20 protein-coding genes are annotated in these 25016 nt (G+C 73.3%); 2 read left to right on the top strand and 18 right to left on the bottom strand.

The features are described 5' to 3' along the window. Positions 1–87: 87 nt before the first annotated feature. From der to AB0O01_RS36135, 17 genes are all read right to left on the bottom strand, one after another. On the bottom strand, positions 88–1566 hold the full coding sequence (gene der, locus AB0O01_RS36215; protein WP_365320335.1) for a ribosome biogenesis GTPase Der: 1479 nt from the start codon (positions 1564–1566) through the stop codon (positions 88–90). A 93-nt stretch (positions 1567–1659) separates the two neighbouring features. Beyond that, positions 1660–2307, bottom strand: a complete 648-nt coding sequence (locus AB0O01_RS36210; protein WP_365320333.1) for a lysophospholipid acyltransferase family protein — start codon at positions 2305–2307, stop codon at positions 1660–1662. Next, positions 2304–2990: a (d)CMP kinase gene (gene cmk, locus AB0O01_RS36205; RefSeq protein WP_365320332.1), complete on the bottom strand. Its 687-nt coding sequence runs from the start codon at positions 2988–2990 to the stop codon at positions 2304–2306. The genes AB0O01_RS36210 and cmk overlap by 4 nt, the downstream gene beginning before the upstream one ends. 127 nt (positions 2991–3117) lie before the next feature. Continuing rightward, on the bottom strand, positions 3118–4203 hold the full coding sequence (locus AB0O01_RS36200; RefSeq protein ID WP_365320330.1) for a prephenate dehydrogenase: 1086 nt from the start codon (positions 4201–4203) through the stop codon (positions 3118–3120). A 170-nt stretch (positions 4204–4373) separates the two neighbouring features. Next, the gene (locus AB0O01_RS36195; RefSeq protein WP_365320328.1) at positions 4374–4889 is read right to left on the bottom strand and encodes a YidB family protein; all 516 of its coding nucleotides are present in this window, start codon (positions 4887–4889) and stop codon (positions 4374–4376) included. 137 nt (positions 4890–5026) lie between these two features. Next, positions 5027–6067, bottom strand: a complete 1041-nt coding sequence (locus tag AB0O01_RS36190) for an ADP-ribosylglycohydrolase family protein (RefSeq protein ID WP_365320327.1) — start codon at positions 6065–6067, stop codon at positions 5027–5029. Further along, the gene (locus AB0O01_RS36185; protein ID WP_365320345.1) at positions 6064–6786 is read right to left on the bottom strand and encodes an NUDIX domain-containing protein; all 723 of its coding nucleotides are present in this window, start codon (positions 6784–6786) and stop codon (positions 6064–6066) included. The genes AB0O01_RS36190 and AB0O01_RS36185 overlap by 4 nt, the downstream gene beginning before the upstream one ends. A gap of 66 nt (positions 6787–6852) precedes the next feature. Continuing rightward, positions 6853–7521: a maleylpyruvate isomerase family mycothiol-dependent enzyme gene (locus AB0O01_RS36180; RefSeq protein ID WP_365320325.1), complete on the bottom strand. Its 669-nt coding sequence runs from the start codon at positions 7519–7521 to the stop codon at positions 6853–6855. A 252-nt stretch (positions 7522–7773) separates the two neighbouring features. Further along, positions 7774–8892 carry a pseudouridine synthase gene (locus tag AB0O01_RS36175; protein ID WP_365320323.1) on the bottom strand — a complete coding sequence of 373 codons (1119 nt, stop codon included), beginning with the start codon at positions 8890–8892 and terminating at the stop codon, positions 7774–7776. Between the two features lie 22 nt (positions 8893–8914). After that, complete coding sequence (gene scpB / locus AB0O01_RS36170) at positions 8915–9571, bottom strand: SMC-Scp complex subunit ScpB (RefSeq protein WP_365320321.1); 657 nt, start codon at positions 9569–9571, stop codon at positions 8915–8917. Further along, on the bottom strand, positions 9568–10665 hold the full coding sequence (locus AB0O01_RS36165) for a segregation/condensation protein A (RefSeq protein WP_365320319.1): 1098 nt from the start codon (positions 10663–10665) through the stop codon (positions 9568–9570). Before AB0O01_RS36165 ends, scpB begins: the two co-directional genes overlap by 4 nt. An 18-nt stretch (positions 10666–10683) precedes the next feature. Next, a complete protein-coding gene (locus AB0O01_RS36160) occupies positions 10684–11268 on the bottom strand; it encodes a hypothetical protein (protein WP_365320318.1) in 585 nt (194 codons plus the stop codon). Further along, positions 11253–12431, bottom strand: a complete 1179-nt coding sequence (locus AB0O01_RS36155) for a ParA family protein (protein WP_365320316.1) — start codon at positions 12429–12431, stop codon at positions 11253–11255. Before AB0O01_RS36155 ends, AB0O01_RS36160 begins: the two co-directional genes overlap by 16 nt. Positions 12432–12922: 491 nt before the next feature. Further along, entirely contained in the window at positions 12923–14038 is a 1116-nt protein-coding gene (gene ald / locus AB0O01_RS36150; protein ID WP_365320314.1) for an alanine dehydrogenase, read from the bottom strand. Positions 14039–14177: 139 nt separating this feature from the next. Next, a complete protein-coding gene (locus tag AB0O01_RS36145; protein WP_365320312.1) occupies positions 14178–16256 on the bottom strand; it encodes a tetratricopeptide repeat protein in 2079 nt (692 codons plus the stop codon). 558 nt (positions 16257–16814) lie between these two features. Then, positions 16815–17453, bottom strand: a complete 639-nt coding sequence (locus tag AB0O01_RS36140) for an NUDIX hydrolase (RefSeq protein WP_365320310.1) — start codon at positions 17451–17453, stop codon at positions 16815–16817. A 101-nt stretch (positions 17454–17554) separates the two neighbouring features. Next, entirely contained in the window at positions 17555–19258 is a 1704-nt protein-coding gene (locus AB0O01_RS36135) for a CTP synthase (RefSeq protein WP_365320343.1), read from the bottom strand. Between the two features lie 702 nt (positions 19259–19960). On the opposite strand from AB0O01_RS36135, the gene AB0O01_RS36130 reads away from it, so the two are divergent. After that, positions 19961–21763 (top strand): glycoside hydrolase family 15 protein, encoded by a 1803-nt coding sequence (locus AB0O01_RS36130; protein ID WP_365320342.1) that lies wholly within the window; start codon positions 19961–19963, stop codon positions 21761–21763. A 73-nt stretch (positions 21764–21836) separates the two neighbouring features. After that, positions 21837–23528, top strand: a complete 1692-nt coding sequence (locus AB0O01_RS36125) for a PucR family transcriptional regulator (protein ID WP_365320309.1) — start codon at positions 21837–21839, stop codon at positions 23526–23528. A 345-nt stretch (positions 23529–23873) separates the two neighbouring features. Here the strand turns inward: AB0O01_RS36125 and AB0O01_RS36120 are convergent, their stop codons facing one another. Continuing rightward, a complete protein-coding gene (locus AB0O01_RS36120) occupies positions 23874–24998 on the bottom strand; it encodes a glycosyltransferase family 4 protein (RefSeq protein WP_365320307.1) in 1125 nt (374 codons plus the stop codon). Positions 24999–25016: the final 18 nt, after the last annotated feature.

Here is a 25016-nt window from a genome sequence, read left to right as displayed (position 1 = left end):
GGGGGATTATTTAGTGCTTCGAGGTGGGGGCGGGGGGGGCGCCGGGTCCGCCCCCCCCCCCCCTCCTCCGTTGTGCTCTGCCGCCGGCTACTTCTTCTTGGCGCCGCGCTTCTCGCGGACCCGGACCGAGATGTGGATCGGGGTGCCGTCGAAGCCGAACTCCTCGCGCAGCCGGCGCTCCACGAACCGGCGGTAACCGGCCTCGATGAACCCGGAGGCGAACAGGACGAACCGGGGCGGCTTGGTGCCCGCCTGGGTGCCGAAGAGGATCCGGGGCTGCTTTCCGCCGCGCACCGGGTGCGGATGGGCGGAGACCAGCTCGCCGAGGAAGGCGTTGAGCCGCCCGGTCGGGACCCGGGTCTCCCAGCCCGCGAGGGCCGTCTCGATCGCCGGGACCAGCTTCTCCATATGACGGCCGGTGCGCGCGGACACATTGACCCGCGGCGCCCAGGCCACCTGGCCCAGCTCGGTCTCGATCTCCCGCTCCAGATAGAAGCGGCGCTCCTCGTCCAGCGTGTCCCACTTGTTGAAGGCCAGCACCAGCGCCCGCCCGGCCTCCACGGCCATGGTCACGATCCGCTGGTCCTGGACGGAGATGGAGTCGGCGGCGTCGATCAGGACGACCGCGACCTCGGCCTTCTCGACCGCGGCGGCGGTGCGCAGCGAGGCGTAGTAGTCGGCGCCCTGCTGGAGGTGGACCCGCTTGCGGATACCGGCGGTGTCGACGAACTTCCAGGTGATCCCGCCGAGTTCGATCAGCTCGTCCACCGGGTCGCGGGTGGTGCCCGCCATCTCGTTGACGACGACCCGCTCCTCCCCGGCCACCTTGTTCAGCAGCGAGGACTTGCCGACGTTCGGGCGGCCGATCAGGGCGATCCGGCGGGGGCCGCCGACGGCGGTGCCGAAGGACTGCTCGGGCGCGTCCGGCAGCACCTCCAGGACGGCGTCCAGCATGTCGCCGGTGCCCCGGCCGTGCAGCGCGGAGACCGGGTGGGGCTCGCCGAGGCCCAGTGACCAGAGGTAGGCGGCGTCGGCCTCGCCGCTCTGGCCGTCGACCTTGTTGGCGCACAGCACGACCGGCTTCCCGGCCTTGCGCAGCAGCCGGACGACCGCCTCGTCGGTGTCGGTGGCGCCGACCTTGGCGTCGACCACGAAGACCACCGCGTCGGCGGCCTCGATCGCGTACTCCGCCTGGGCGGCGACGGAGGCGTCGATCCCGAGGACGTCCTGCTCCCAGCCGCCGGTGTCGACCACCTTGAAGCGGCGGCCGGACCACTCGGCCTCGTAGGTCACCCGGTCGCGGGTGACACCGGGCTTGTCCTCGACCACGGCCTCGCGGCGCCCGATGATCCGGTTCACCAGCGTCGACTTGCCGACATTGGGGCGGCCGACGACGGCGAGCACCGGCAGCGGGCCGTGACCCGCCTCCTCGATCGCCCCCTCGACGTCCTCGATGTCGAAGCCCTCTTCGGCGGCCAGCTCCATGAAGCGCGCGTACTCGGCGTCGCCGAGCGCTCCGTGGTCGTGCCCGTCCGGCGAGCCCGCGGAGTGGATGTCGTCGTTCATGAAGTCCGTACCTCGTTGTTCATCGTGGTGATCGTGGAGCGCTCCGCCGCCCGGTCGGCGGTCTCACGGAGCTGATCCACTACTCAGTGTCGCTCAGCGCCCGGTCAGGCGCCTGGCGTTTTCCAGGTGGGCGGTGAGCTGTTTCTGGATGCGTTCGGTGGCCTCGTCCAGGGCCTTGCGGGTGCGCCGGCCGCTGCCGTCGCCCGCGTCGAAGGGGTCGCCGTAGACCACGTCGATCCGGCTGCGGAGCGGGGGCAGGGCCTTGACCAGGCGTCCGCGCCGCTCGGTGCTGCCGAGGACCGCCACCGGGACGATCGGGGCGTTCGCCCGGACCGCGAAGTAGGCGAGCCCGGCGCGCAGCGCGGCGAAGTCGCCCTCGCCCCGGGTGCCCTCGGGGAAGATCCCGAGGACGCCGCCCTGCTCCAGCACGCCGACGGCCCGGGTGATGGCGGTCCGGTCGGTGCTGTCCCGGTCCACCTTGAGCTGGCCGATGCCGGTCAGGAAGGGGTCCAGGGGCCCGATGAACGCCTCCTTCTTGATCAGGAAGTGCACCGGGCGCGGCGAGACGCCCATGACCATGGGGCCGTCGACGTTGTGGGAGTGGTTGACTGCGAGGATCACCGGCCCGGCGGCGGGCATCCGCCAGCTTCCCAGCACACGCGGCCGGAAGAGCCCGTACATCAGCGGCACGCCGATCCGGCGGCCGATGTCGGCGCTGCGCGTGGTGGGCAGATCGGTCACCGCTCGGCCCGCTTCTCCTCGACGAGGGTGACCACGCACTCGATGACCTGGGCCAGCGTCAGTTCGGTGGTGTCCACCTCGACGGCGTCCCCGGCCTTGGCGAGCGGGGAGGTGGTGCGGCCGGAGTCGGCGGCGTCCCGCCGGACCAGGGCCTCGCGGGTGGTGGCGAGGTCGGCGCCCTTCAGTTCCGCGCTGCGGCGGGCGGCGCGGGCCTCGGCGGAGGCGGTGAGGAAGACCTTGACGTCGGCGTCCGGCAGCACGGTCGTGCCGATGTCCCGTCCCTCGACCACGATGCCGCTCTCAGCCCCGGCGGCGATGGTCCGCTGGAGTTCGGTGATCCGGGTCCGCACCTCGGGGACCGCGCTGACCGCGCTGACCTTGGCGGTCACCTCCTGCGTCCGGATCGGCCCGGCGACATCCACGCCGTCCACCTCGATGAGGGGTCCGGCCGGGTCGGTCCCGGAGACGATCTCGGGCTTGCCCGCGGCGGCGGCGATGGCGGAGGGGTCGTCGATGTCGATCCCGTTGCTCACCATCCACCAGGTGATGGCCCGGTACTGGGCCCCGGTGTCCAGATACCTCAGCCCGAGCTGAGCGGCGACAGCCTTGGACGTGCTCGACTTCCCCGTGCCGGAGGGACCGTCGATAGCGACAATCACGGGCTGGGCGGCGCCGTTTTCCACGGAGGGACACCTTCCTGGTGCGGTGCGAGGGGGCACGGACGGGATGCGGGGGCTGGTACGGGGCCCCGGACAAGGTTACTGCGTACGGGTCACTCGTCGGCCCACGCGCGAGGTGGGCGGTCCGGCGCTACTGCCGCAGCGCCCATCCCCGCTCCCGCAGCGCCGCGCTCAGCACGGGTACCGCCTTCGGTTCCACCATGAGCTGCACCAGTCCGGCCTGCTGCCCGGTCGCGTGCTCGATGCGGACGTCCTCGATGTTGACCCCGGCGAGCCCCGCGTCGGCGAAGATCCGGGCGAGCTGGCCCGGCTGGTCGTCGATGAGGACCGCCACGACCTCGTACGCCCGCGGCGCGGAGCCGTGCTTGCCGGGGACCCGGACCTGTCCGGCGTTGCCCCGCCGCAGGACGTCCCGGACGCCGTCGACGCCCTCGCTCCGCTTGGCCTCGTCGGCGGACTGGAGGGCCCGCAGGGCGCGGACGGTGTCGTCGAGGTCGGCGGAGACATCGGTGAGCAGGTCGGCGACCGGCCCGGGGTTGGCGGAGAGGATGTCGATCCACATCGCCGGGTCGGAGGCGGCGATCCGGGTCACGTCCCGGATGCCCTGCCCGCAGAGCCGTACGGCGGCCTCCTCGGCGTGCTCCAGGCGGGCGGCGACCAGGGAGGAGACGAGGTGGGGCATGTGGGAGACGAGGGCGACGGCCCGGTCGTGGGCGTCGGCGTCCATGACGACGGGGACGGCGGCGCAGTGCGAGACCAGTTCCAGGGCCAGGTTCAGGACCTCGGTGCCGGTGTCCCGGGTCGGGGTGAGCACCCAGGGGCGGCCCTCGAAGAGATCGGCGCTGGCGGCCAGCGGCCCGGACCGCTCCCGCCCGGACATGGGGTGGGTGCCGATGTAGGCGGTGAGGTCGAGGCCCTGGGCCTCCAGTGCGCGGCGGGGGCCGCCCTTGACGCTGGCCACGTCCAGGTAGCCGCGTCCGGCGCCGCGCCGCAGGGCGTCCCCGAGGACGGCGGCGACATGGGCGGGCGGCGCGGCGACGACGACCAGGTCGACCGGGCCGTCCGGTGCCTCGTCGGTCCCGGCGCCCAGGGCGGTGGCGGTGCGGAGGTGCTCGGGGTCGTGGTCGGCGAGGTGGACGGTGACCCCGCGCCGGACCAGGGCCAGGGCGACGGAGGTGCCGATCAGGCCGGTGCCGATGACGAGTGCGGTTCTCACGGGGCGTGTCCTTGCGAAGGGCGGCTGCGACGCGGGTCCGGCCACCGCCGGTCACGCCCGTCCAGCCTAGTCAGGGCGGGGAGGGCGGCGGTGCGGCGCCCGTCCGCTGAGACGGGGGCGGACGGGCGCCGCGAGCGCCGGGTGGGACCCGGCCCGGTCCGGCCCGGTGCTCAGAGCCGCTGCTGCTTGATGATGTCCTCCAGCGACCCGGAGGGGACCTCTCCCTGCGGGGTGAGCCGGTCGACGGCCTGGGGCAGCACGGAGGCCAGTTCGTCGGCGGCCCGGTCGGTGCTGACGCCGGACTCCCGGGCGACCTGGCTGAGGGTCTCGTCGGGCAGCGCCTCCTTGATCTGGGCGCCGCTGACGGGCTTGTTCTGGCCCTGGCTGATCCAGGACTGCGCCTGGTCGACCAGCCCGGACTTCTGGAGCAGGTCGACCAGCCCGCCCAGCGGGTTCTGGGCCGCCCCGCCGGTGGCCGCGGCGCCGGTCCCGCCGGTCCCGCCGGTCCCGCCCTTGCTCGCCATCAGCGACCCGAGCAGCGACCCGAGGATGGCCACCGCACCGCTCGCGCCGCTCCCGCCACCGCCGCTCGCACTGCCACCGCCGCTCCCGCCGCTGCCGCCGCTCTGCTGCTTGCCGCCGCCGAGGAGGCCGCCGAGCAGACTGCCGAGATCGTTTCCCGCCATGATCGCGCCTTTCGAGAGTGCGGCCGGGCGCAGGACGCGGCTCCGGCCCCGACCCTGCCAATGTCACGTGACGGCTCCCGTTCCGCGACCGGGCGGCCGGGCAAGCCGGAAAACCGCAGGTCATCCCTACTGTGACGCTATGCGTCCCAGAGCGCGCCCAGTGTCACCAGCTCCCCCTGGTGCTCGACCCGGTCGGCCCACTCGGCGGGCCACGCCCCGGCGCCGAGATACGCCCCGGCGAACGCGCCGGTGAGGCAGGCGATCGAGTCGGAGTCGCCGGAGGTGCAGGCGGCCCGGCGCAGCGCGGTGAGCGGTTCGCCGACGAAGAGCAGGAAGCAGAGCAGCCCGGTGGCGAGCGCCTCCTCGGCGATCCAGCCCTCGCCGGTGGCCAGGCAGGGGTCGGTCTCCGGGGAGACGGTCCGGACGGCGCTCCCGAGCCGTTCCAGGGCCGCGAGGCACTCGTCCCAGCCGCGTCCGATGTAGTGCGCGGCGGACGGGTCCTGTCCCCGCGTCCACAGATCGCCGAGCCACCGCTCGTGGTACCGGCCCCGGTTGTCGTAGGCGTACGAGCGCAGCAGTCCGACCAGGCCGGTCGGTTCGGCGCCCTGGGAGAGCAGCCGGACGGCGTGGGCGGTGAGGTCGGCGGCGGCGAGGGCGGTGGGGTGGCCGTGGGTGAGGGCGGCCTGCAACTGGGCGGCCCCGGCGCGCTGTTCGTCGCTGAGGCCGGGGACCAGTCCGAGGGGCGCGACCCGCATATTGGCCCCGCAGCCCTTGGAGTGGATCTCGGAGGCGTCCTGCCAGGGCAGCCCGGGGTCCAGGAGGCGCTCGCAGGCGGCCAGGCAGGTGCGGCCGGGGGCGCGGTCGTTGTCCGGGGAGCGGTACCAGGCGGTGAACTCCTCGCTCAGCGGCCCGGTGAGGCTCTCGGGTCCGAGGACGCCCCGGTCCATGGCGGTGCGGACGGCCCGGCCGACGGCCAGGGTCATCTGGGTGTCGTCGGTGACGAACGCCGGGCGCGGCAGCGCCATCTCCCGCCAGGGCCCGCATTTCGCGAGGATCGCCGGTACGTCGTTGAACTCGGTCGGGAAGCCGAGCGCGTCCCCGAGGGCGAGGCCGAGCAGGGACCCGGTGGCGGCGCGCTTGCGGACGGCCGTCGTGGGCGACGGGGGTATGGCGTTCATGCGGGGTGTCCTTCCCGGGTCGGTCGCAGCAGGGGCGGGTGCAGTGCGGTGGCGGGGCCCGCGCGGTACAGGGCGGCCGGTTTGCCGCGCCCGCCGGTGAGCCGGGCGGCGCCGGGCACGGGGGTGACGAAACCGGGGGTGGCGAGGACCTTGCGCCGGAAGTTGGGCGGGTCCAGCTCGGTGCCCCAGACGCTCTCGTAGACCCGCCGCAGCTCGCCCAGGGTGAACTCGGGCGGGCAGAAGGCGGTGGCGAGGCAGGTGTACTCCAGCTTGGCGCCGACCCGGTCGTGGGCGTCGGCCAGGATCCGGTCGTGGTCGAAGGCCAGGCCGCGCGCGTCCGCGTACGGGACCCAGTCGGCGAGTGCCGCGTCGCCGCCGCCGCGCGGTGCGGGCGGGTGGGGCAGCAGGGCGGCGAAGGCGACGGAGACCACCCGCATCCGGGGGTCGCGGCCGGGGTCGCTGTAGGTGCGGAGCTGCTCCAGGTGCAGCCCGGAGACGTCCGCGAGCCCGGTCTCCTCGGCCAGTTCGCGCCGGGCGGCCGTCTCGGCGGACTCGGTGGGCCGCACGAACCCGCCGGGCAGCGCCCAGCGTCCGGCGTACGGCTCCTGCCCGCGCCGGACGAGCAGCACCCGCAGGACGTCCGCGCGCAGGGTGAGCACGGCGAGATCGACGGTGACCGCGAAGGGCTCGTAGGCGTGCTTGTCGTACCCGACGGTCATGCTCACGCCCCCTTATTAATAGTCAGGACGACTATAAATAAGGGGGTGGGTCGGCGACAACCCCTTTCAGCCGCTCCGGCGCCCCAGGAACGCCAGCAGCCGTTCGTCCGCCCCCGCGGACGGCGGTACGGCCAGCGGCGCCGCGAACCGCACGCCCCGGTCCGCGTCGGCCACCACCTGCCGGGCGACCGGCAGCAGCTCGGCCGCCAGCGGCACCGGCAGCGGCACCGGACGCCCGCCCGCCTGCCCCACGTCCCACCCGTGCACGGCGATCTCCACCGCCCCGACCGCGACCATCACCCGCGACGGCAGCGCCCGGTCCCCGACCGCCACCCGCTCCGGCGCCCCCGCGGCCCACGCCCCGAGCACCGCGCACGCCCGCCGCCGGAACCCGCACGCGGCGGCCTCCGGCGCTCCCGGGAACGGCCCGATCACCCCGCCCGTCAGCCCCTCGTACAGCGCGTCCAGGGCGTCGTCCAGATGCCCCAGCAGCGCGCCCAGGTCCCAGCCGGGGCAGGGCGTGTGCCGCCCCGGGCTCACGCCCTCCACCCCGGCCACACTGCCCAGCGCGTAGGCGAGGGAGCGCTCCAGCAGCTCCCCCGGATCGGTGTCCGTCCCCCGCGTCCTCGTCCCGGTCATCGGGCGCTCCCTCCCGTTGGTCGTCCGGCGTTCCCCGCCATGGGTCGTCCGGCGCTCTCTGCCGTGGCTCATCCGGCGTTCTCTGCCGTGGGTCATCCGGCGCTCCCTCCGCTGGCCGTCCGGCGCTCCCGGCGCCGGTCGTCCGTCGTCCCGGACCCGTCCGTGCCCCGGACCGGCCGCCACCCGTACCCGGTACAGACCGGCCGTCATCGGTACTCGATGCAGACCCGCCGTCACCGGTACCCGATACAGACCGGCCGGGCGGTCCAAAGACATCGGCCGGTCCCGGAGAATTCCAGGACCGGCCGTGCCGCGCCACCGCTGATGTCCGCGAGGACGGTGGTTGATCTACAGATCGACCTCGCTCAGCAGCATGCCGACCTCGGTGTTGGACAGCCGCCGCAGCCAGCCCGACTTCTGGTCGCCCAGGGTGATCGGGCCGAAGGCGACCCGGACCAGCTTGTCCACCGGGAACCCGGCCTCGGCCAGCATCCGCCGCACGATGTGCTTGCGGCCCTCGTGCAGGGTGACCTCGACCAGGTAGTTCTTGCCGGTCTGCTCCACGACCCGGAAGTGGTCCGCGCGCGCGTACCCGTCCTCCAGTTGGATGCCGTCCTTGAGCCGCTTGCCCAGATCGCGCGGGATCGGGCCGACGATGTGCGCGAGATAGGTCTTCTTCACGCCGTACTTGGGATGGGTCAGCCGGTGCGCCAGCTCACCGTGGTTGGTGAGCAGGATGACGCCCTCGGTCTCGGTGTCCAGCCGCCCCACGTGGAAGAGCCGGGTCTCCCGGTTGGTGACGTAGTCGCCGAGGCACTGCCGCCCCTCCGGGTCCTCCATGGTGGAGACGACCCCGGCCGGCTTGTTGAGCGAGAAGAACTGGTACGACTGGGTGGCCACGGTCAGTCCGTCGACCTTGACCTCGTCCCGCTCCGGGTCGACCCGCTTGCCCTGCTCGGTGACGATCTCGCCGTTGACCTCGACCCTGGCCTGGTCGATCAGCTCCTCGCAGGCCCGCCGCGAGCCGTAGCCCGCCCGCGCCAGCACCTTCTGGAGCCGCTCGCCCTCCTGCTCGGCGCCCGGGAAGGTCTTGGGGACCTTCACTTCCTTCTTCCCCGCGTACCGCTCCCGGTTGCGCTCCTCCGCCCGCGCCTCGTACTCGCGCGAGCGCCCGGGGGCCGTCCGGCCGCGCGCGGGCTGGCCCTGCTTGGGGCCGCCCTTGGCGCCGCCGCGGGCCGCGCCGCCGCGCCCGGCCTTCGGGCCGTCCTGGGTGGCCCCGGGGCCCACGTCGTAGCGGCGCTCCTCGGGGCGGGGCTTGCGGGGGCGGCCCTGGCTCTGGCCCTGGCCCTGCCGCTGGTCCCTGCCGCTCCCGGCACCGCGGGGGGTGCCGCGCCCGCCGCTCCTGCCGCTGCCGCTCCTGCCGCCGCCACCGCCGGCGCTGCCGCTGCCGCTACCACTGCTTCGCATCAAAGGTTCCGTCTGGTTCCGTCTAGTCGTCCGCGTCGTCTGCGCCCGGGGCGTCGGGCGCGTCCGGGTCGAACGACGGCACCCCTTCCAGGGTGTCGGCCTCGATCGCCTCCGCCTCGGGGAGGAAGGGCGCGAGTTCCGGCAGCTCGTCCAGGCCGCGCAGGCCCATCCGCTCCAGGAAGTAGTTCGTCGTCGTGTACAGGATCGCACCTGTTTCGGGTTCCGTGCCCGCCTCCTGGACCAGCCCGCGCTGGAGCAGGGTCCGCATGACCCCGTCGCAGTTCACCCCGCGCACCGCGGAGACCCTGCTGCGGCTGACCGGCTGGCGGTAGGCGACCACCGCGAGGGTCTCCAGCGCGGCCTGGGTGAGCCGGGCGTGCTGCCCGTCCAGGACGAAGCCCTCGACGGCCGCCGCGTACGCGGGCCGGGTGTAGTACCGCCAGCCCCCGGCGACCGCCCGCAGCTCGAAGCCCCGCCCCTGCGCCGCGTACTCGTCGGCCAGCTCCCGCAGCGCGTCGGCGATCCGGCGCCGGGGCCGCTGGAGGATCTTCGCGAGCTGCTCCTCGGTCGCGGGTTCGTCCACCACCATCAGTACGGCCTCCAGCGCGGGCTTGAGCGCCAGCTCGGCGACGGCTCCCGTCACCGCCGCCGTCGCCGTCCCGGCCACCCCGTCCGTCATGGCTTCTTCTCCTCCCCGGGCGGCTCCGGCGCCCGGTCGAACTCGTCGGTGACCAGCGGACCGGTCTCCGCCTCGCCCCCGGTCCAGCGCACCAGCAGTTCCCCGAGCGCGGTCTCCTGCTCCAGCGCGACCGCCTTCTCCCGGTACAGCTCCAGCAGCGCCAGGAACCGGGCCACCACGGTCAGGGTGTCGCCGGTGTCCTCGACCAGCGTCCGGAAGCTCGCCTCGCCGAGTTCCCGCAGCTTCGCGACCACGATCCCGGCCTGCTCCTGCACGCTGACCAGCGGGGCGTGGATGTGGTCGACGTACACCTGCGGCCGGGGCCTGGGCTGCATCGCCTTCACCGCGAGCCGCGCGAACCCCTCGGCCCCGATGCTGATCACCACATCGGGCAGCAGCTCGGCGTGGTGCGGCTCCAGCCCGACGGTACGGGGGTAGCGGCGGCCCTCGTCGTCGAGCCGCCCGCTGAGGATGTCGGCGATCCGCTTGTAGGCCCGGTACTGGAGCAGCCGCGCGAAGAGCAGGTCCCGGGCTTCGAGGAGCGCGAGATCGGCCTCGTCCTCCACCTCGGCGGCGGGCAGCAGCCGGGCGGCCTTGAGATCCAGCAGCGTCGCCGCGACGACCAGGAACTCGGTGGTCTCGTCCAGATCACAGTCCGGTCCCATCGCCCGGATGTACGCCATGAACTCGTCGGTCACCCTGGACAGGGCGACCTCGGTGACATCCAGCTTGTGGCGGGAGATGAGCTGGAGCAGCAGATCGAAGGGACCCTCGAAGTTGGCGAGCCGGACCGTGAAGCCACCGTTGTCACCGTCGTCCGGGTCCTGCGCGGCCGACTCGGCGACCTCGGTCGCTTCGGCGACTTCAGGGGCTGCGGAGGTCTCAGCACCGCCGGTGGCCTCCACCCCCTCGGAGCCCTCTGGGCCACCGGTGCCACCGGAGTCATGGGCGGCGGGCGCGGCGGCCACGGCCGGAGGAGGAACCGTTTCAGCGGTCCCGGCCGAACCAATGGTCCCCACCCCGGGGCCCCGCCCCAGCACACGCCGACGGCCGGAGCGGCCGTCGCCGGGGGATGCGGCATCTGTGGAGGTCATGGCCCCCGCAGGCTACCGCTACCGCCCGCGCAACCGTCGTACGAGGATGCTGGCGTCGCCGCGGGTCTCCAGATCCGCGAGGACCACGGCGACCGCCTCGCGGACGATCCGCCCGCGGTCCACCGCCAGTCCGTGTTCGCCGCGCAGCACCAGCCGCGCGTGCTCCAGATCCATCAGTTCCTCGGCGGAGACATAGACCGTGATCTTCTCGTCGTGGCGCTCGCGCCCGCTGGGCCGGCGGGTGCCACCGCCCCGGCCGCGCTTGCGGGGGGCGGCGGAGCCGTTCCCGGTGGCGGCAGAACCTTCCTGCGCCGCCGCGGCGCCCCGCCGGGCACCGCGCTCACGGTCCCGCTCGCGCCCGCGCGCCTCCGCGTCGGCCGACTCCGCGCCCGCGGCCACATGCTCGGCCCCGTCGCCGTCGCCGCCCTGGACGGGCACGGCGTGCGGGGCGTCCTCGGCGGCCTGCGGGTCGCTCTCCCCGGCCGGCGCCGGCACCCGGGGCTCCCCGCCCGGTCCACGCCGCGGCGTGGAGGGCTGGAGCGCCATACCCCCTGTCGTACGGAAGAGTTCGTCGGCCCCCGGCAGACTCACTCGGCGTGACACCGGGCGAGCACCTCCCTGGCGAGCTGGCGATAGGCGGCGGCACCGACGGAGTTGGAGGCGTAGGTGGTGATCGGCTCACCGGCGACCGTGGTCTCCGGGAAGCGGACCGTGCGGCCGATGACGGTGTGGTAGACGTGGTCGTCGAACGCCTCCACGACCCGCGCGAGCACCTCACGGCTGTGCACCGTGCGGGAGTCGTACATGGTGGCGAGGATGCCGTCCAGCTCCAGCTCCGGGTTCAGCCGCTCCTGGACCTTCTCGATGGTCTCGGTCAGCAGGGCGACTCCGCGCAGGGCGAAGAACTCGCACTCCAGCGGGACGATGACCTTGTGCGCGGCGGTGAGGGCGTTGACCGTGAGCAGACCGAGCGAGGGCTGACAGTCGATCACGATGTAGTCGTAGTCGGGCAGCAGCGGCTTCAGCGCCCGCTGGAGCGTGGACTCGCGCGCGACCTCGGAGACCAACTGGACCTCGGCGGCCGACAGGTCGATGTTGCTGGGCAGCAGGTCCATGTTGGGGACCGCGGTCTTCAGCAGCACCTCGTCGGCGGACATGCCCCGCTCCATGAGCAGGTTGTAGACCGTCAGGTCGAGTTCCATCGGATTGACCCCGAGACCGACCGACAGCGCGCCCTGCGGGTCGAAGTCCACGAGCAGCACCCGGCGGCCGTACTCCGCGAGCGCGGCACCCAGGTTGATGGTCGACGTGGTCTTGCCGACGCCGCCCTTCTGGTTGCACATCGCGATGATCTTCGCGGGCCCGTGGTCCGTCAGGGGTCCCGGGATGGGGAAGTACGGCAGCGGGCGCCCGGTCGGGCCGATCCGCTCGCGGCGCTGGCGGGCCGCGTCGGGCGCGAGGGTGGCCGCGTACTCGGGGTCGGGCTCGTACTCGGCGTCCGGGTCGTAGAAGTGCCCCTCGGGCAGTTCGTCGTAGTCGGCGAAGTGGTTGTGGGGCGCGCCACTTCCGTCGCCGGTCATGGCGTTCACGTGATGGCCATCCATGCTCTGGTGTGCTGACTGAGTCACCCCAGGCTTGAGGAGACCCTGGTGGGCTGCGAAGGTGCGCACCGCTACGGAGCCGACAGCCTCGAACCCCGCAGGAGCCTGGCCCCGCGCGAGGCTTCCTGGTTGACCACCCCCGGGAGAAAATGTCGACTCATTCACAAGTCGTCTTACCTCCTTGGATGTGACCAGGAACATTTATCGACAGGTCAGCGTGGCACCTTGCCGACGGTTGGCGACTCTATGGCGTGTCGGGCGTCCGCAGCAACACAATCCGCCGGACCCGGCAGGATGTGTCGGCAATGAAACATCCCTCTGTCAAGGGCGTACGGCCGTCGCACGGTGGGTTTCCCGGGTGTGCGAATCGGTCCAAGGTCGGTTCAAGGGTTACGTTCGAGGCGAGTTGACCGAGTGCGGCAAAGTGACCATACACACACCCGGCCGGACCTTGTCGGGCAAGGTCCGGCCGGGCGTGTGCGGTTGACGAGGTGTGTTGACGAATCGCCTTTTGCCGGACGACGACCCGACGGCGGCTCGACGACGACTCCACGGCCACTCCACGGCGACTCGATTTCGCCGTAGGGCGGCCGTTCCCGGGCGGGTCGCGGGTGGGGACGGGTGTTCCCCGGGAGGCGGGGGACGCGGCCCGGCGGTCAGCCGAGCAGGGTCACCAGTTCGACGTACTCCAGGCCGTGCGCCTCGGCGACCTCCTTGTAGACGACCTTGCCGTCATGGGTGTTGAGGCCCCTGGCCAGCGCGGGGTCCCGGCGCAGCGCCTCGACCCAGCCGTTGTCCGCCAGCGAGACGATGTACGGGAGGGTGGCGTTGGTGAGGGCGTTGGTGGAGGTGTTGGGGACCGCGCCGGGCATGTTGGCGACGCAGTAGAAGACCGAGTCGTGCACCCGGAAGGTCGGCTCGGCGTGGGTGGTGGCGTGGGAGTCCTCGAAGCAGCCGCCCTGGTCGATCGCGATGTCGACAAGGACACTTCCCGGCTTCATCCGGGAGACCAGCTCGTTGGTGACCAGCTTCGGGGCCTTGGCGCCGGGGATGAGGACCGCGCCGATGACGAGGTCGGCCTCCAGGACGGCCTTCTCCAGCTCGTAGGCGTTCGACATGACCGCCTTCACCCGGGTGCCGAAGATCTTGTCGGCCTCGCGGAGCTTGTTGATGTCCCGGTCCAGCAGGGTCACGTCGAAGCCCATGCCGACGGCGATCTGGGTGGCGTTCCAGCCGGAGACACCACCGCCGATCACGACGGCCTTGGCCGGGGTGACACCCGGCACACCGCCCGGCAGCACACCGCGACCGCCCGCCGGGCGCATCAGGTGGTAGGCGCCGACCTGGGGGGCGAGCCGCCCGGCGACCTCGGACATCGGGGCGAGCAGCGGCAGCGCGCGGCCGGGCAGCTCGACGGTCTCGTAGGCGATGGCGGTGGTGCCGGACTCGATCAGGGCGTCCGTGCACTCCTTGGACGCGGCCAGGTGGAGATAGGTGAAGAGGATCTGGTCCTTGCGCAGCCGGTGGTACTCCTCGGCGATGGGCTCCTTGACCTTCAGCAGCAGGTCGGCGGTGGCCCAGACCTCGTCGGCGGTCTCCAGGATCGCGGCGCCCGCCGCGACGTAGTCCGCGTCCGGGATCGAGGAGCCGAGGCCGGCCCCGCGCTCGACGACGACCTGATGGCCGTGGCGCACCAGTTCGTGCACGCCGCCCGGGGTGATGGCCACCCGGAACTCGTTGTTCTTGACCTCGCGGGGGATGCCGACCTTCATGTCGTCACGGTCCTTGGCTCAGAGTGGGTGCATATCCGATAAACCCGGGCACGCACGGGCACACCGGGAGACACCGCAGGAGAACGTGCGGTAGAGCCAGTTTAATGAAGGTGTTCTCCCTGTCTAGCCTTTCATTGCATCAATCTCCAGCGGGCACACTACGGATTTCGCAGGCGTTAGCGGCATGTTCCCTGGGTGCGTCGGCGATATCGGCCTCCCGGTCATCGTCCAGGCGCTCCTCCCCCAGCATGCGCGCGGCGGCACTGCGGTGCAGCCCGGCGGCCGTGGTGTCGCCGAGATGCAGCAGGGTGTCGGCGAGCCGCAGATGCAGCGCCGCCTGGAGCCGGGTGTCCTCGGCGCGGCGCGCCCACTCCACCGCCTCCTGGCAGGTGCGCAGCGACTCCTCGGGCCGTCCCGCGTACTCCTGGACCCGGGCCAGCTCGCTCAACGCCCGCGCGTACGCACCCACATCGTCGAGCTTGCGGTACCCGGCGAGCGCCGCCCGCCAGTTGCGCTGCGCCTCGCCGTAGCGGCCCGCGTAGGTGTGGGCGGTGGCGATCCGGCCGTAGAGCCGGGCCACGTCCTCGCGCTCGTCGCGGGCCAGCCGCTCGGCCAGCGCCCGGCCGAACCAGTCGGCCGCCCGCTCGTAGTCCCCCAGCTCCTGATGGGCACCGCCTACGGATTCCATCGCGCGGCCGGTGGCATAGGGGTCGTTCGCCTCCCGTCCGGCGTCCAGCGCGGCCCGGTAGCGCACCAGCGCGTCCGCGGTACGGCCGGTGCGGGCGTCCAGATCGCCCAGGTTCAGCAGCGCCGCCGCCCGCTCGCGGGGCAGCCCGCGCCGCTCGGCGACATCCAGCACGAGTCCGTGGACGCCGTACAGGTCGGGCGCGGCGGCCTGGGTGCCGACATGCGCCACCATCGCCCGGACGAACTGGGACATCAGCCGGCGGGCCAGGGTGTCCAGCTCGCCGTCGGCGACCGCGAGACGGGCCGACGCCAGCAGGGCGGGACGCCGGGCGCCCAGCCAGTCGGCGGCGGCCCGGGGGGTGGGGAAGCGCAGGGCGCGGGGCATGCCCTGGAGCTTCTCGCGCGCCTCGGGGTTGTCGGTCTCGGTGATCGCCCGGCAGGACTGGAGCAGCCGGACCGTGCGCTCCAGCATCCGGGCGCGGGCGAGCTGGAGTTCCGCGGGCTTGTCGTGGCTCTCGGTGAGGGCGGCCAGCAGGGGGTGCAGACAGCCGGGGACCTCGTACTGCGGCAGGGTGCCGGGGGTGCGGTGCAGCAGGCCGAACGCCACGAAGTCGTCCAGGGTGGCGCGGGCGCCGCCGACCGAGCAGCCGGCCAGGGCGGAGGCGGTGTGCGGGTCGGCCAGTCCGGCCGGGGCGAGGGAGAGCAGCCGCAGTATCCGGGCGGCCGGGGCCGCGAGCGAGGCGTACACCAGCCGGAAGACGCGGTCCAGCGCGCCGCCCTCGTCGCCCTCGGCGTGCAGTTGCTTGGCGAGGTCGGCGACGGCCGCCTTGGGCCGGGCGGCCAGCCAGCCCCCGGCCAGCGTCAGCGCGGCGGGCTGCGCCTGGCACGCCTCGACCAGCGCCTCCGCGGCCCGCGGGTCGACGGTGATCCGTACCGAACCGGTGTGCCGGGACAGCAGCTCGACCGCCGACTTGGTGTCCAGCCCGCCCAGGGTGCAGGGCCGGACATCGGCGATCCCGGTGAGCGGCCCGCGCGCGACGGCGACGACAAGGCACTCGGGGGTGTCCGGGAGCAGCGCGTCGACCTGCTCGGCGTCGGCGGCGTCGTCCAGCAGCAGCACGGCCCGGCGGCCGGTGAGCGCTTCGCGCAGATCGGCGGTGAGATCGTCCTCGGCGGCGCCGGGCGGGGTGGGGAGCGCGAGCGCGGTGAGCAGGTCACGGGCGGCGCGGGCGACGGGCACGGGGGTGCCGTCGGGCTCGGTGAGCCGGGTGCGCAGCACTCCGTCCGGGTAGCGGTCGGCGAGCCCGGACACCAGTTCCCCGGCGAGGGCGGTCCGCCCCGACCCCGGCTTCCCGGCGATCAGCAGGACCCGGGCGCGGGGGGCCTTGGTACCGGCGAGGGTGTCGAGTCCGGCGCGCTCGATGTCGGCGCGCAGTTCCTTCAGCTCCCGTGTCCGGCCCAGGAATCCGCCGTCCTGCGAGGCGTGTCCCGACAGCGTCGCGCCGTCCGTGTCCACCGCCTGATCCGTCACGGGCCACACTCCCGTCCACCGGCGCGCCCGCGACTCCGCCCGCGCCCGCACCTGTCCCTGGCTGGTCGCGACGAGCCTAGTTCACCCCGGGTGACACCTCCGGTGCAGCGCCGGGTGGGTCGCCCGGACGGATCAGCGGGTTGTCATATGGGAGTGGGGGGCTTGGACGGGAGGTGGTGGCGGGGGGGGATTCGTGGGTCTGTGCGGGTTGGTTGGGGGGGTGGTCCCGTGGGGCCGTGCGGGTCGGTGGGGGGTGGTCCCGTGGGGTCGTGGGGTCGTGCGGGTCGGTGGGGGCTGGTCGCGCAGTTCCCCGCGCCCCTGGGGGCGTGGGCCTGGGTGGCGAGGTCAGGTGGCCCCTCCCTCGCCACCGAGGGGCGCGGCCCGTCGCATCGCCCCGGCCGCGGGCAGGCAGCCGTGCCGCTGGGGCGATGGGATCCCCCCGCGCGAGCGAAGCCGAGCGTGGGCGCGGCGGCACCCGCCGACGCGGTGAGTGACACCCCCGCCCCCGACCTACGCGCACCCCGCCAACACCGGAAGTGACATCCGGTGACGGAACCCCTACGCCTCGAACGGTCGCGCCGGCCACGGTGACTGCGCCGGGCGCAGACCCTCCAGCCCCTCCGCGGAGCCGCGCGCCGCGACCAGCGACATCACCCCGGTCACCAGGCAGTTGTTGTGCAGTTCCCCCGCCAGCACCCCCCGCACCAGAGCCGTCACTGGTACCCGCGACAGCTCCAGGTCCAGTTCCTCGTCCTCCGCCGCGAACCGCTCCCCCTGCACCTCCGACAGCCCCCGCGCGAGAAAGATCCGTACCGCCTCGTCGCAGCCGCCCGCCGTCGTGTAGAGGTCCGTCAGCACCCGCCAGTCCTCCGCCTTGACGTGCGCCTCCTCGTACAGCTCGCGCTGCGCCGCGTGCAGCGGGTTCTCGCCCGGCACGTCCAGCAGCCCCGCCGGGATCTCCCACAGCTTCTGCCGCACCGGGTGCCGGTACTGGCGCAGGACGACCACCCGGTCCGCCTCGTCGAGGGCGAGCACCGCGACCGACCCGGGGTGCACCTGGTAGTCGCGCCGGACCACGGTCCCGTCGGGCATGACGACGTCGTCCGTCCGCACGGAGGTCTTGTTGCCCACGAACGGCGTCGCGGTCGCCCGGACCTCCCATTCCTCGGGGGTGTCCTTGATCGTCGTGCCCTGCATGCCGGGTGCCCTCCCACGCGCGAGAAATGCCAGAGAAAAAACCGGGGCGCGCCCCAGCAGAGGAGCGCACCCCGGCAACCGTACAGCCGGTACCCGAGCCGTTACTCGGAACCGTCCTCCGCCGCACCGGACGCCCCGGCGGCGGCCACCTTCCGCTCCACCGCGGCCCTGACCAGCCCCGCGAACAGCGGGTGCGGCCGGGTCGGGCGGGAGCGCAGCTCGGGGTGGGCCTGGGTGGCGACCAGGTAGGGGTGGACCTCGCGCGGGTACTCGACGTACTCGACGAGCTTGTTGTCCGGCGAGGTGCCCGAGAAGACGATGCCGGTCTTCTTCTCCAGCTCGGCCCGGTAGGAGTTGTTCACCTCGTAGCGGTGCCGGTGCCGCTCCTCCACGTACTCCTTGCCGTCGTACACCTCGCGGACGATGGAGCCCTCGGCGAGCTTCGCGGGGTACATGCCGAGCCGCATGGTGCCGCCCATGTCGCCCTCACCGGCGACGATGTCGAGCTGCTCGGCCATGGTGGAGATGACGGGGTGCCCGGTGGCGGGGTCGAACTCGGTGGAGTTGGCGTCGGTGATGCCGGCCAGGTTGCGGGCCGCGTCGATCACGATGCACTGGAGGCCCAGGCACAGGCCCAGCAGCGGGACGCGGTTCTCGCGGGCGTAGCGGATCGCGCCGACCTTGCCGGAGACGCCCCGGTCGCCGAAGCCGCCGGGGATGCAGATGGCGTCCACGTCGGAGAGCTGCTCGGCGGCCCCGGCCGGGGTCTTGCAGTCGTCCGAGGTGACCCACTTGATCTTGACGCGGGTCTTGTTGGCGAAGCCGCCCGCGCGCAGCGCCTCGGTGACCGAGAGATAGGCGTCGGGGAGGTCGATGTACTTGCCGACCAGGGCGAGGCTGATCTCGTGGCGCGGGTTGTGGACCCGGTCGAGCAGATCGTCCCAGGTCGTCCAGTCCACATCGCGGAACGGCAGGTCCAGGCGGCGGACGGCGTACGCGTCCAGGCCCTCGGAGTGGACCACCTTGGGGATGTCGTAGATGGACGGGGCGTCCGGGCAGGCCACGACCGCGGCCTCGTCGACGTCGCACATCAGCGAGATCTTGCGCTTGATGGCGGTGGGGACCTCGCGGTCGCAGCGCAGCACGATGGCGTCCGGCTGGACACCGATGTTGCGCAGGGCGGCCACCGAGTGCTGGGTCGGCTTGGTCTTCAGCTCGCCGGAGGGGCCGATGTAGGGCAGCAGCGAGATATGGACGACGAAGACATTGTCCCGGCCGACCTCGTGGCGGACCTGGCGGACGGTCTCCAGGAACGGCAGCGACTCGATGTCGCCGACCGTGCCCCCGACCTCGGTGATGACGACGTCCACGTCGTCGGCGGCCATCCGCCGGATGCGGTTCTTGATCTCGTTGGTGATGTGCGGGATGACCTGCACGGTGTCGCCGAGGTACTCGCCGCGCCGCTCCTTGGCGATCACCGTCGAGTAGACCTGGCCGGTGGTGACATTGGCGGAGCCGTCGAGGTCGCGGTCGAGGAAGCGCTCGTAGTGGCCGATGTCGAGGTCGGTCTCGGCACCGTCGTTGGTGACGAACACCTCACCGTGCTGGAAGGGGTTCATCGTGCCGGGGTCGACATTGATGTAGGGGTCGAGCTTCTGCATCACCACGCGCAGGCCGCGGGCCTTGAGCAGCATGCCCAGGCTGGAGGCCGTCAGACCCTTGCCGAGCGAGGAGGCGACACCCCCGGTGACGAAGATGTGCTTGGTCGTCGTGGCTGTGTTGTTTCGAAAGGCGGTGGGCGGCATGGCCAAGACGGGGCTCCCGTGGTCGCGGTCTGGGGGTGCGGTGGCGCCGCCGTACCGGATGCACGTACGAGCTTCCCTGCGGGATTCCTGGGATTCCTGGGAGATTCCGCCGGGGACTGCGTACCGGGCCGCCGGGGGCGCCGTCGCTGCGGTTCGGGGGTTCTACGCCCACCGGTCCACGGGCTACCAGGGTAACAGCGCCTCGGGGCGATACGGCCCGGCCACGCTCCGCGCACGCCCCGCCACGGATCCACACCCACGCACACGCCTTACGCACTTCTCACCGATCGCTCACTCGATCGGCTCACCCGCGTTGCCCGGAGCGGCACACAGATCATCTACGTGCGTCGTATCCTGCTCGGACACTCGCTGCCGAGCCCGCCGGAAAGACGGCACCACCCCCTGCCCGTATTCCCTCCGGTTCCCTCCCGGTTCCATCCCGGAGTCCGCCGGAAACAGCCGGAACAAGCCGGATGAAGCCGGAACAACGAGAGCTCGTCAGTTCGTTGAGCACAGACTGCTGAGCACGGACCGCCGTTTTGCCACCAGGCCGATCGGCTGTTTTGCTTCATGGCTCAACGAGGTACGGGACACCACTTCGCAGTACCTCTCGCACGACGTATGACACACCACCCTTGACCCTTGACCGCACTAGCGACAGCCCCTTCATGGGGTGACGTGGCCGTTCGACTGGAGTTGCACGTGGCCGGGCGCATCGAAGACTACGCACTCATCGGAGACATGCAGACCGCCGCACTGGTCTGCCGGGACGGCACGGTGGACTGGCTGTGCCTGCCCCGCTTCGACTCGCATGCCATCTTCGCCGGGCTGCTCGGCACCGAGGACCACGGTTTCTGGCGGATCGGCCCGGCCCACGCCCCGGACACCGAGCCGCCCTCGGCGAACCGGCGGACCTACCGGGGGGACTCGCTGATCCTGGAGTCCGAGTGGGACACCCCGCGCGGCACGGTCAGGGTGACCGATTTCATGCCCCCGAGGGACGGCGCGCCCCAGGTCATCCGGATCGTGGAAGGCGTCTCGGGCCGCGTCCCCATGCGCTCCACCCTGCGGATGCGCTTCTCCTACGGCCGGATCGTGCCGTGGGTGCACAAGCACGACGGGCGCACGGTCGCCGTCGCGGGCCCCGACTCGGTGTGGTTCGACACCCCGGCCGAGACCTACGGCAAGGCGCTCACCACCTACTCCGACTTCACGGTCTCGCCGGGTGAGCGGATCGCGTTCACGATCTCCTGGGAGCCCTCGCACAAGCAGCCCCCCGCACTGCCCGAGCCCGAGCTGTCGCTGACGGCGACCGAGGACTTCTGGCGCGAGTGGGTCGAGCACTGCACCTACCACGGGCCCTACCGCGAGGCGGTGGTCCGCTCCCTGATCACCCTCAAGGCCCTCACGTACGCCCCCACCGGCGGCATCGTCGCCGCGCCCACCACCTCCCTCCCGGAGGAGATCGGCGGCGTCCGCAACTGGGACTACCGCTACACCTGGCTCCGCGACGCCGCCATCACCCTCTCCTCCCTCCTGCGCACCGGCTACCGCGAGGAGGCCCGTGCCTGGCGCGAATGGCTGCTGCGCGCGGTGGCCGGCGACCCGGAGAACCTCCAGATCATGTACGGCATCGCCGGTGAGCGCGAACTGGGCGAGGCCGAGCTGGACTGGCTGCCCGGCTACGAGAACTCGGCCCCGGTCCGGGTCGGCAACGGCGCCGCCCACCAGCTCCAGCTCGATGTCTACGGCGAGGTCACCGAGGCCCTGCACCTGGGCCATATGACCGGCCTGGCCCGCAGCGACTACGCCTCCCTCCTCCAGCTCAAGCTGATCCACTACCTGGAGAACCACTGGAACGAGCCGGACGAGGGCATCTGGGAGGTGCGCGGCCCGCGCCGCCACTTCGTGCACTCCAAGGTGATGGCCTGGGTCGCGGTGGACCGCACCATCAAGCTGATCGAGTCCGGCGACGCGGACGGCCCCCTGGACCGCTGGCGCGATCTGCGCGACGACATCCACCGGGACGTCTGCGAGAAGGGCTACGACAAGGAGCGCAACACCTTCACCCAGTCCTACGGCTCCAAGGAGCTGGACGCCTCCCTGCTGCTGATCCCCCAGATGGGCTTCCTGCCCCCGGACGACAAGCGGGTCATCGGCACCATCGAGGCCATCCAGCGCGAGCTGTCCACCCCGGACGGCTTCATCCTGCGCTACCCCACCGACGGCCCCGAGGCGGGCGTCGACGGCCTCCCCGGCGACGAGGGCGCCTTCCTCGCCTGCTCCTTCTGGCTCGCCGACGACCTCGCGATGATCGGCCGCGTCGACGAGGCCCGCAGGCTGTTCGAGAAGCTCCTCGCGCTCCGCAACGACCTGGGCCTGCTCGCCGAGGAGTGGGACCCGCGCCTGAAGCGCCAGGTCGGCAACTTCCCCCAGGCGTTCAGCCACGTCCCGCTGATCGACACGGCCCTGCGCCTGACGGCGTCGGGGGCGTACGGCGGCTGACCCGGGCGGCCGGGATGCCGGCGGGGCGGGGCCGAACTGTCCCCACCCCGCCCGCGCGGGTAGCGTCCGCCTCATGGACAGCCGCACGGACCCCCGCCCCGATCCCCGCACCGACCAGCGGGACGCCCACACCCCGGGCGGGCGGTACGACAGCACCGGCGCCGGGATCACCGTCCAGCGGGCGCTGGAGCTGCCGGGCCTGCGCGGCGGGCTCCCCGAGGTGCTCGCGGGCGCCGACCGCCTCCAGCGCACCGTGCGCTGGGTGCACGCCGGCGAGGTGCCCAACATCGCCTCCCTCCTCAAGGGCGGCGAACTCCTGCTGACCACCGGCTACGGCCTGGGCACCCGCCCCGCCGAGCAGCGCGCCTTCGTCCGCACCCTCGCCGAGCGCGGTATCGCGGCCCTGGTGATGGAGCTGGGCCCGCGCTTCACCCGGCTGCCGGCCACCCTGGTGGAGACGGCCCGCTCGACCGGGCTGCCGCTGATCCAGTTGCACCGCGAGGTCCCGTTCGTGACGGTGACCGAGGAGATCCACACCGAGATCGTCAACGGCCACTACGCCCTGCTCCAGCGCGCCGAGGACGTGGTCCGCCGCTGCACCGAGGCGCTGCTCGGCGGGGGCGGGGTCCCCCAGGTGCTGGCCATCCTGGCGGACTTCACCGGCAACCCGGTGTTCCTGGAGACCCCCGAGGGCCTGCTCCTGTACGCGGCCGGGTCGGGCCCCGAGGGCGCCGAGCCGCTCCAGGTGTGGGAGGGGCTGCGCGGCCAGCACAAGGACGCCCCGCCCCCGGCGGGCTCGGTGCTGGTGGACGTACCGGGCGGCGGACCGGGCTCCGGTGCGGTACGGGCCCGGCTGGTGATCCTGCCGGTGCGCGGGGCCCCGGCGCCGGTGCACCGGATCGCGACCGAGCGGGCGGCGGAGATCCTCGCGGTGGTGCTGATGCAGGCCCGCCAGGAGGAGGAGCTGGCCGCGCGGGGCCGCGGCGACTTCCTCACCGACCTCGCCGAGGGCCGGATCACCGCGCAGGACGCCCCGGCGCAGGCCCGGGTGCTCGGCTTCAAGCCCGGTACCGGGCCGCTGCTGCCGGTCGTCATGCGGCTCGGCGACCCGATCGCGCAGGCGGGCGGCTGGGCGCTGCTGGCCCGCGCGGTCGCCGAGGAGCTGGCCTCGGTCGGGGTGCCCGCGCTGCTGGGCGTCCGGCCGGTGGAGGGCCGGGTGCCGCTCCTGGTGGGGCTGCGCGCGGAGGCCGAGCGGGCGTCGGTGGCCGACCGGGTGGCGGAGGCGCTGCGGGCGGGCGTGGAGCGGGCCGGGATGCAGCGGCCGGGGGCGCGTCCGCCGGTGGTGGTCGTGGGGGTGCCGGGCGGCTGGGCGGCGGCCTCGGCGGGGCTGCGGCACGCGGCGGAGACGGCGACCGCCGCCCAGGGTCTCGCCGACCGGCCCTGGTACGACGCCCGGCGCCTGGACATCGACCTGCTGTTGTGGCGGCTGCGGGACCATCCCGACCTGGCGGCGTTCGTGGAGCGTGCCATCGGCCCGATCCGTGAGCACGACCGCCGTTCCAAGCCGCCCCTGCTGCCCACCCTGGAGACCTATCTCGCACACGCCGGCCGCAAGGCGGAGACGGCCCGGGAACTCCATCTCAACCGCCAGACCCTCTACAACCGGCTGGCCCGCATCGGCGAACTCCTCGGCACCGACCTCGACGACCCGCAGACCGTCCTCGCCCTGAGCCTGGCCCTCCGGGCCCGCCGCCACGTCACCTGAACCCTGGCCTCACCCTGCGGGCCTGCCACCACGTCGGCCGAGCCCTCGCCCCGCCCTGCGGGCCTGCCACCACACCGGCCGAACCCTCGCCCCACCCTCTCCGGGCCAGCGTCACATCGGCCGAACCCTCACCCCACCCTCCGGGCCCGCCACCACACCGGCCGAACCCTCACCCCACCCTCTCCGGGCCAGCGCCACATCCACCGAGCCCTCGCCCCACCCTGCGGGCCCGCCACCACACCGGCCGAACCCTCGCCCCACCCTCCAAACCCGCCGCCAGCCCACGCGTCCCTCGTCCGGCGCCACACCGGCCCCCACCCACGCCCCCCGATGGCCGGCCCGCCCTCACCCCATCGGACGTGGCTGCGTCAGCTCGTCGTACACGCTCAGTACCTGAGCCACCGTCTGGTCCTCGGTGGGCCAGGTCGCCGCCTGGGCCTCCCCCTTGCGGCGCAGTTCGTCCCGCCGCCCGGCGTCCCCGAGCAGCCGCAGCACCCCGGCGGCCAGCGCCGGAGCGTCCCCGTACGGGACGAGTTCGGCGGCGTCCCCGACCAGGTCCGGGATGCCCCCGACGGCGGAGGCGACCAACGGCACCCGGGCGTGCAGGGCCTCCTGGGCGAGCACTGACCGCGACTCCCAGCGGCCGGGCAGCACCACCAGGTCGGCGGCACCGAGCAGTTCGGCGATGTCGTCGCGCCGCCCGAGCAGCCGCACCGGCAGGTCCTCGTCCTCGATCCGCCGCTGCAACGGTCCCCGCAGATCCCCCTCACCGGCGACCGCGACGAAGGGCGCGGGGTCGAGGAGCCGCCAGGCGCGGGCCGCGTCCAGCAGGACGTCGTAGCCCCGGTGCCGTTCGAGCGGTCCGACGGCGAGCATCAGCGGGCGGCCGGTGGCCCCGAGTTCGGCGCGCAGCTTGCCCGGGTCGGACTCGTCGCCGGGCGCCGTCCGCGTCCCGGGCAGGGCGGCGGGCGCCAGCCGGGCGTCGCGGGCGCCGCGCCGCCGGGCCCGGTCGACCAGATCGGACGACGTCCCCAGCACCACCGCCGCGGACCGCGCCACCCGGCGCTCCAGCAGCCGCAGCAGCCGCGCCCGCGCCCCTTCGACCCGGGCCCGGTTGTGCCAGGTCACCACCAGCGGCACGGGACGGCCGCTGAGCGCGAGCGCGGCCCGCAGCGAGGCGTGCAGCCCGTGCGCGTGCACCAGATCGGCGTCGGCGCAGGCCACCCGCAGCGCCGCGACGGACGACGGATCGCTGCTGCGCGGCACATGCGCGTGATCGGCCCCGGCCCCGCTGAAGTCGTACTCCCGCTCCGCCTCGGCCGGCGCGCACACCGTGACCCGCACGCCCCGGGCGACCAGCCCGGCGGCCAGCGACCGCACATGCGCGCTGCTTCCGGCGCTGCCACCGCCGAGCACCTGCACGGTGCGCAGCGTCGACTGGCCGTGCGGGTGGCTGCTCACGGGGGTCACGTGGCCGGGGCTCCTGGG

The organism is Streptomyces sp. NPDC093252 (assembly GCF_040683675.1).
Classification (GTDB): domain Bacteria; phylum Actinomycetota; class Actinomycetes; order Streptomycetales; family Streptomycetaceae; genus Streptomyces.
Note: the sequence above shows the minus strand (reverse complement) of the source record. Positions and strands in the feature narration are given on the sequence as shown.

What these genes read in the sequence shown, in the direction of transcription:
- der (WP_365320335.1), bottom strand. Translation starts at nt 1,566, where the DNA reads ATGAACGACGACATCCACTCCGCGGGCTCGCCGGACGGGCACGACCAC.
- AB0O01_RS36195 (WP_365320328.1), bottom strand. Translation starts at nt 4,889, where the DNA reads ATGGCGGGAAACGATCTCGGCAGTCTGCTCGGCGGCCTCCTCGGCGGC.
- AB0O01_RS36190 (WP_365320327.1), bottom strand. Translation starts at nt 6,067, where the DNA reads ATGAACGCCATACCCCCGTCGCCCACGACGGCCGTCCGCAAGCGCGCC.
- AB0O01_RS36185 (WP_365320345.1), bottom strand. Translation starts at nt 6,786, where the DNA reads ATGACCGTCGGGTACGACAAGCACGCCTACGAGCCCTTCGCGGTCACC.
- AB0O01_RS36180 (WP_365320325.1), bottom strand. Translation starts at nt 7,521, where the DNA reads ATGACCCACGGCAGAGAACGCCGGATGAGCCACGGCAGAGAGCGCCGG.
- AB0O01_RS36175 (WP_365320323.1), bottom strand. Translation starts at nt 8,892, where the DNA reads ATGCGAAGCAGTGGTAGCGGCAGCGGCAGCGCCGGCGGTGGCGGCGGC.
- scpB (WP_365320321.1), bottom strand. Translation starts at nt 9,571, where the DNA reads ATGACGGACGGGGTGGCCGGGACGGCGACGGCGGCGGTGACGGGAGCC.
- AB0O01_RS36165 (WP_365320319.1), bottom strand. Translation starts at nt 10,665, where the DNA reads ATGACCTCCACAGATGCCGCATCCCCCGGCGACGGCCGCTCCGGCCGT.
- ald (WP_365320314.1), bottom strand. Translation starts at nt 14,038, where the DNA reads ATGAAGGTCGGCATCCCCCGCGAGGTCAAGAACAACGAGTTCCGGGTG.
- AB0O01_RS36140 (WP_365320310.1), bottom strand. Translation starts at nt 17,453, where the DNA reads ATGCAGGGCACGACGATCAAGGACACCCCCGAGGAATGGGAGGTCCGG.
- AB0O01_RS36135 (WP_365320343.1), bottom strand. Translation starts at nt 19,258, where the DNA reads ATGCCGCCCACCGCCTTTCGAAACAACACAGCCACGACGACCAAGCAC.
- AB0O01_RS36125 (WP_365320309.1), top strand. Translation starts at nt 21,837, where the DNA reads ATGGACAGCCGCACGGACCCCCGCCCCGATCCCCGCACCGACCAGCGG.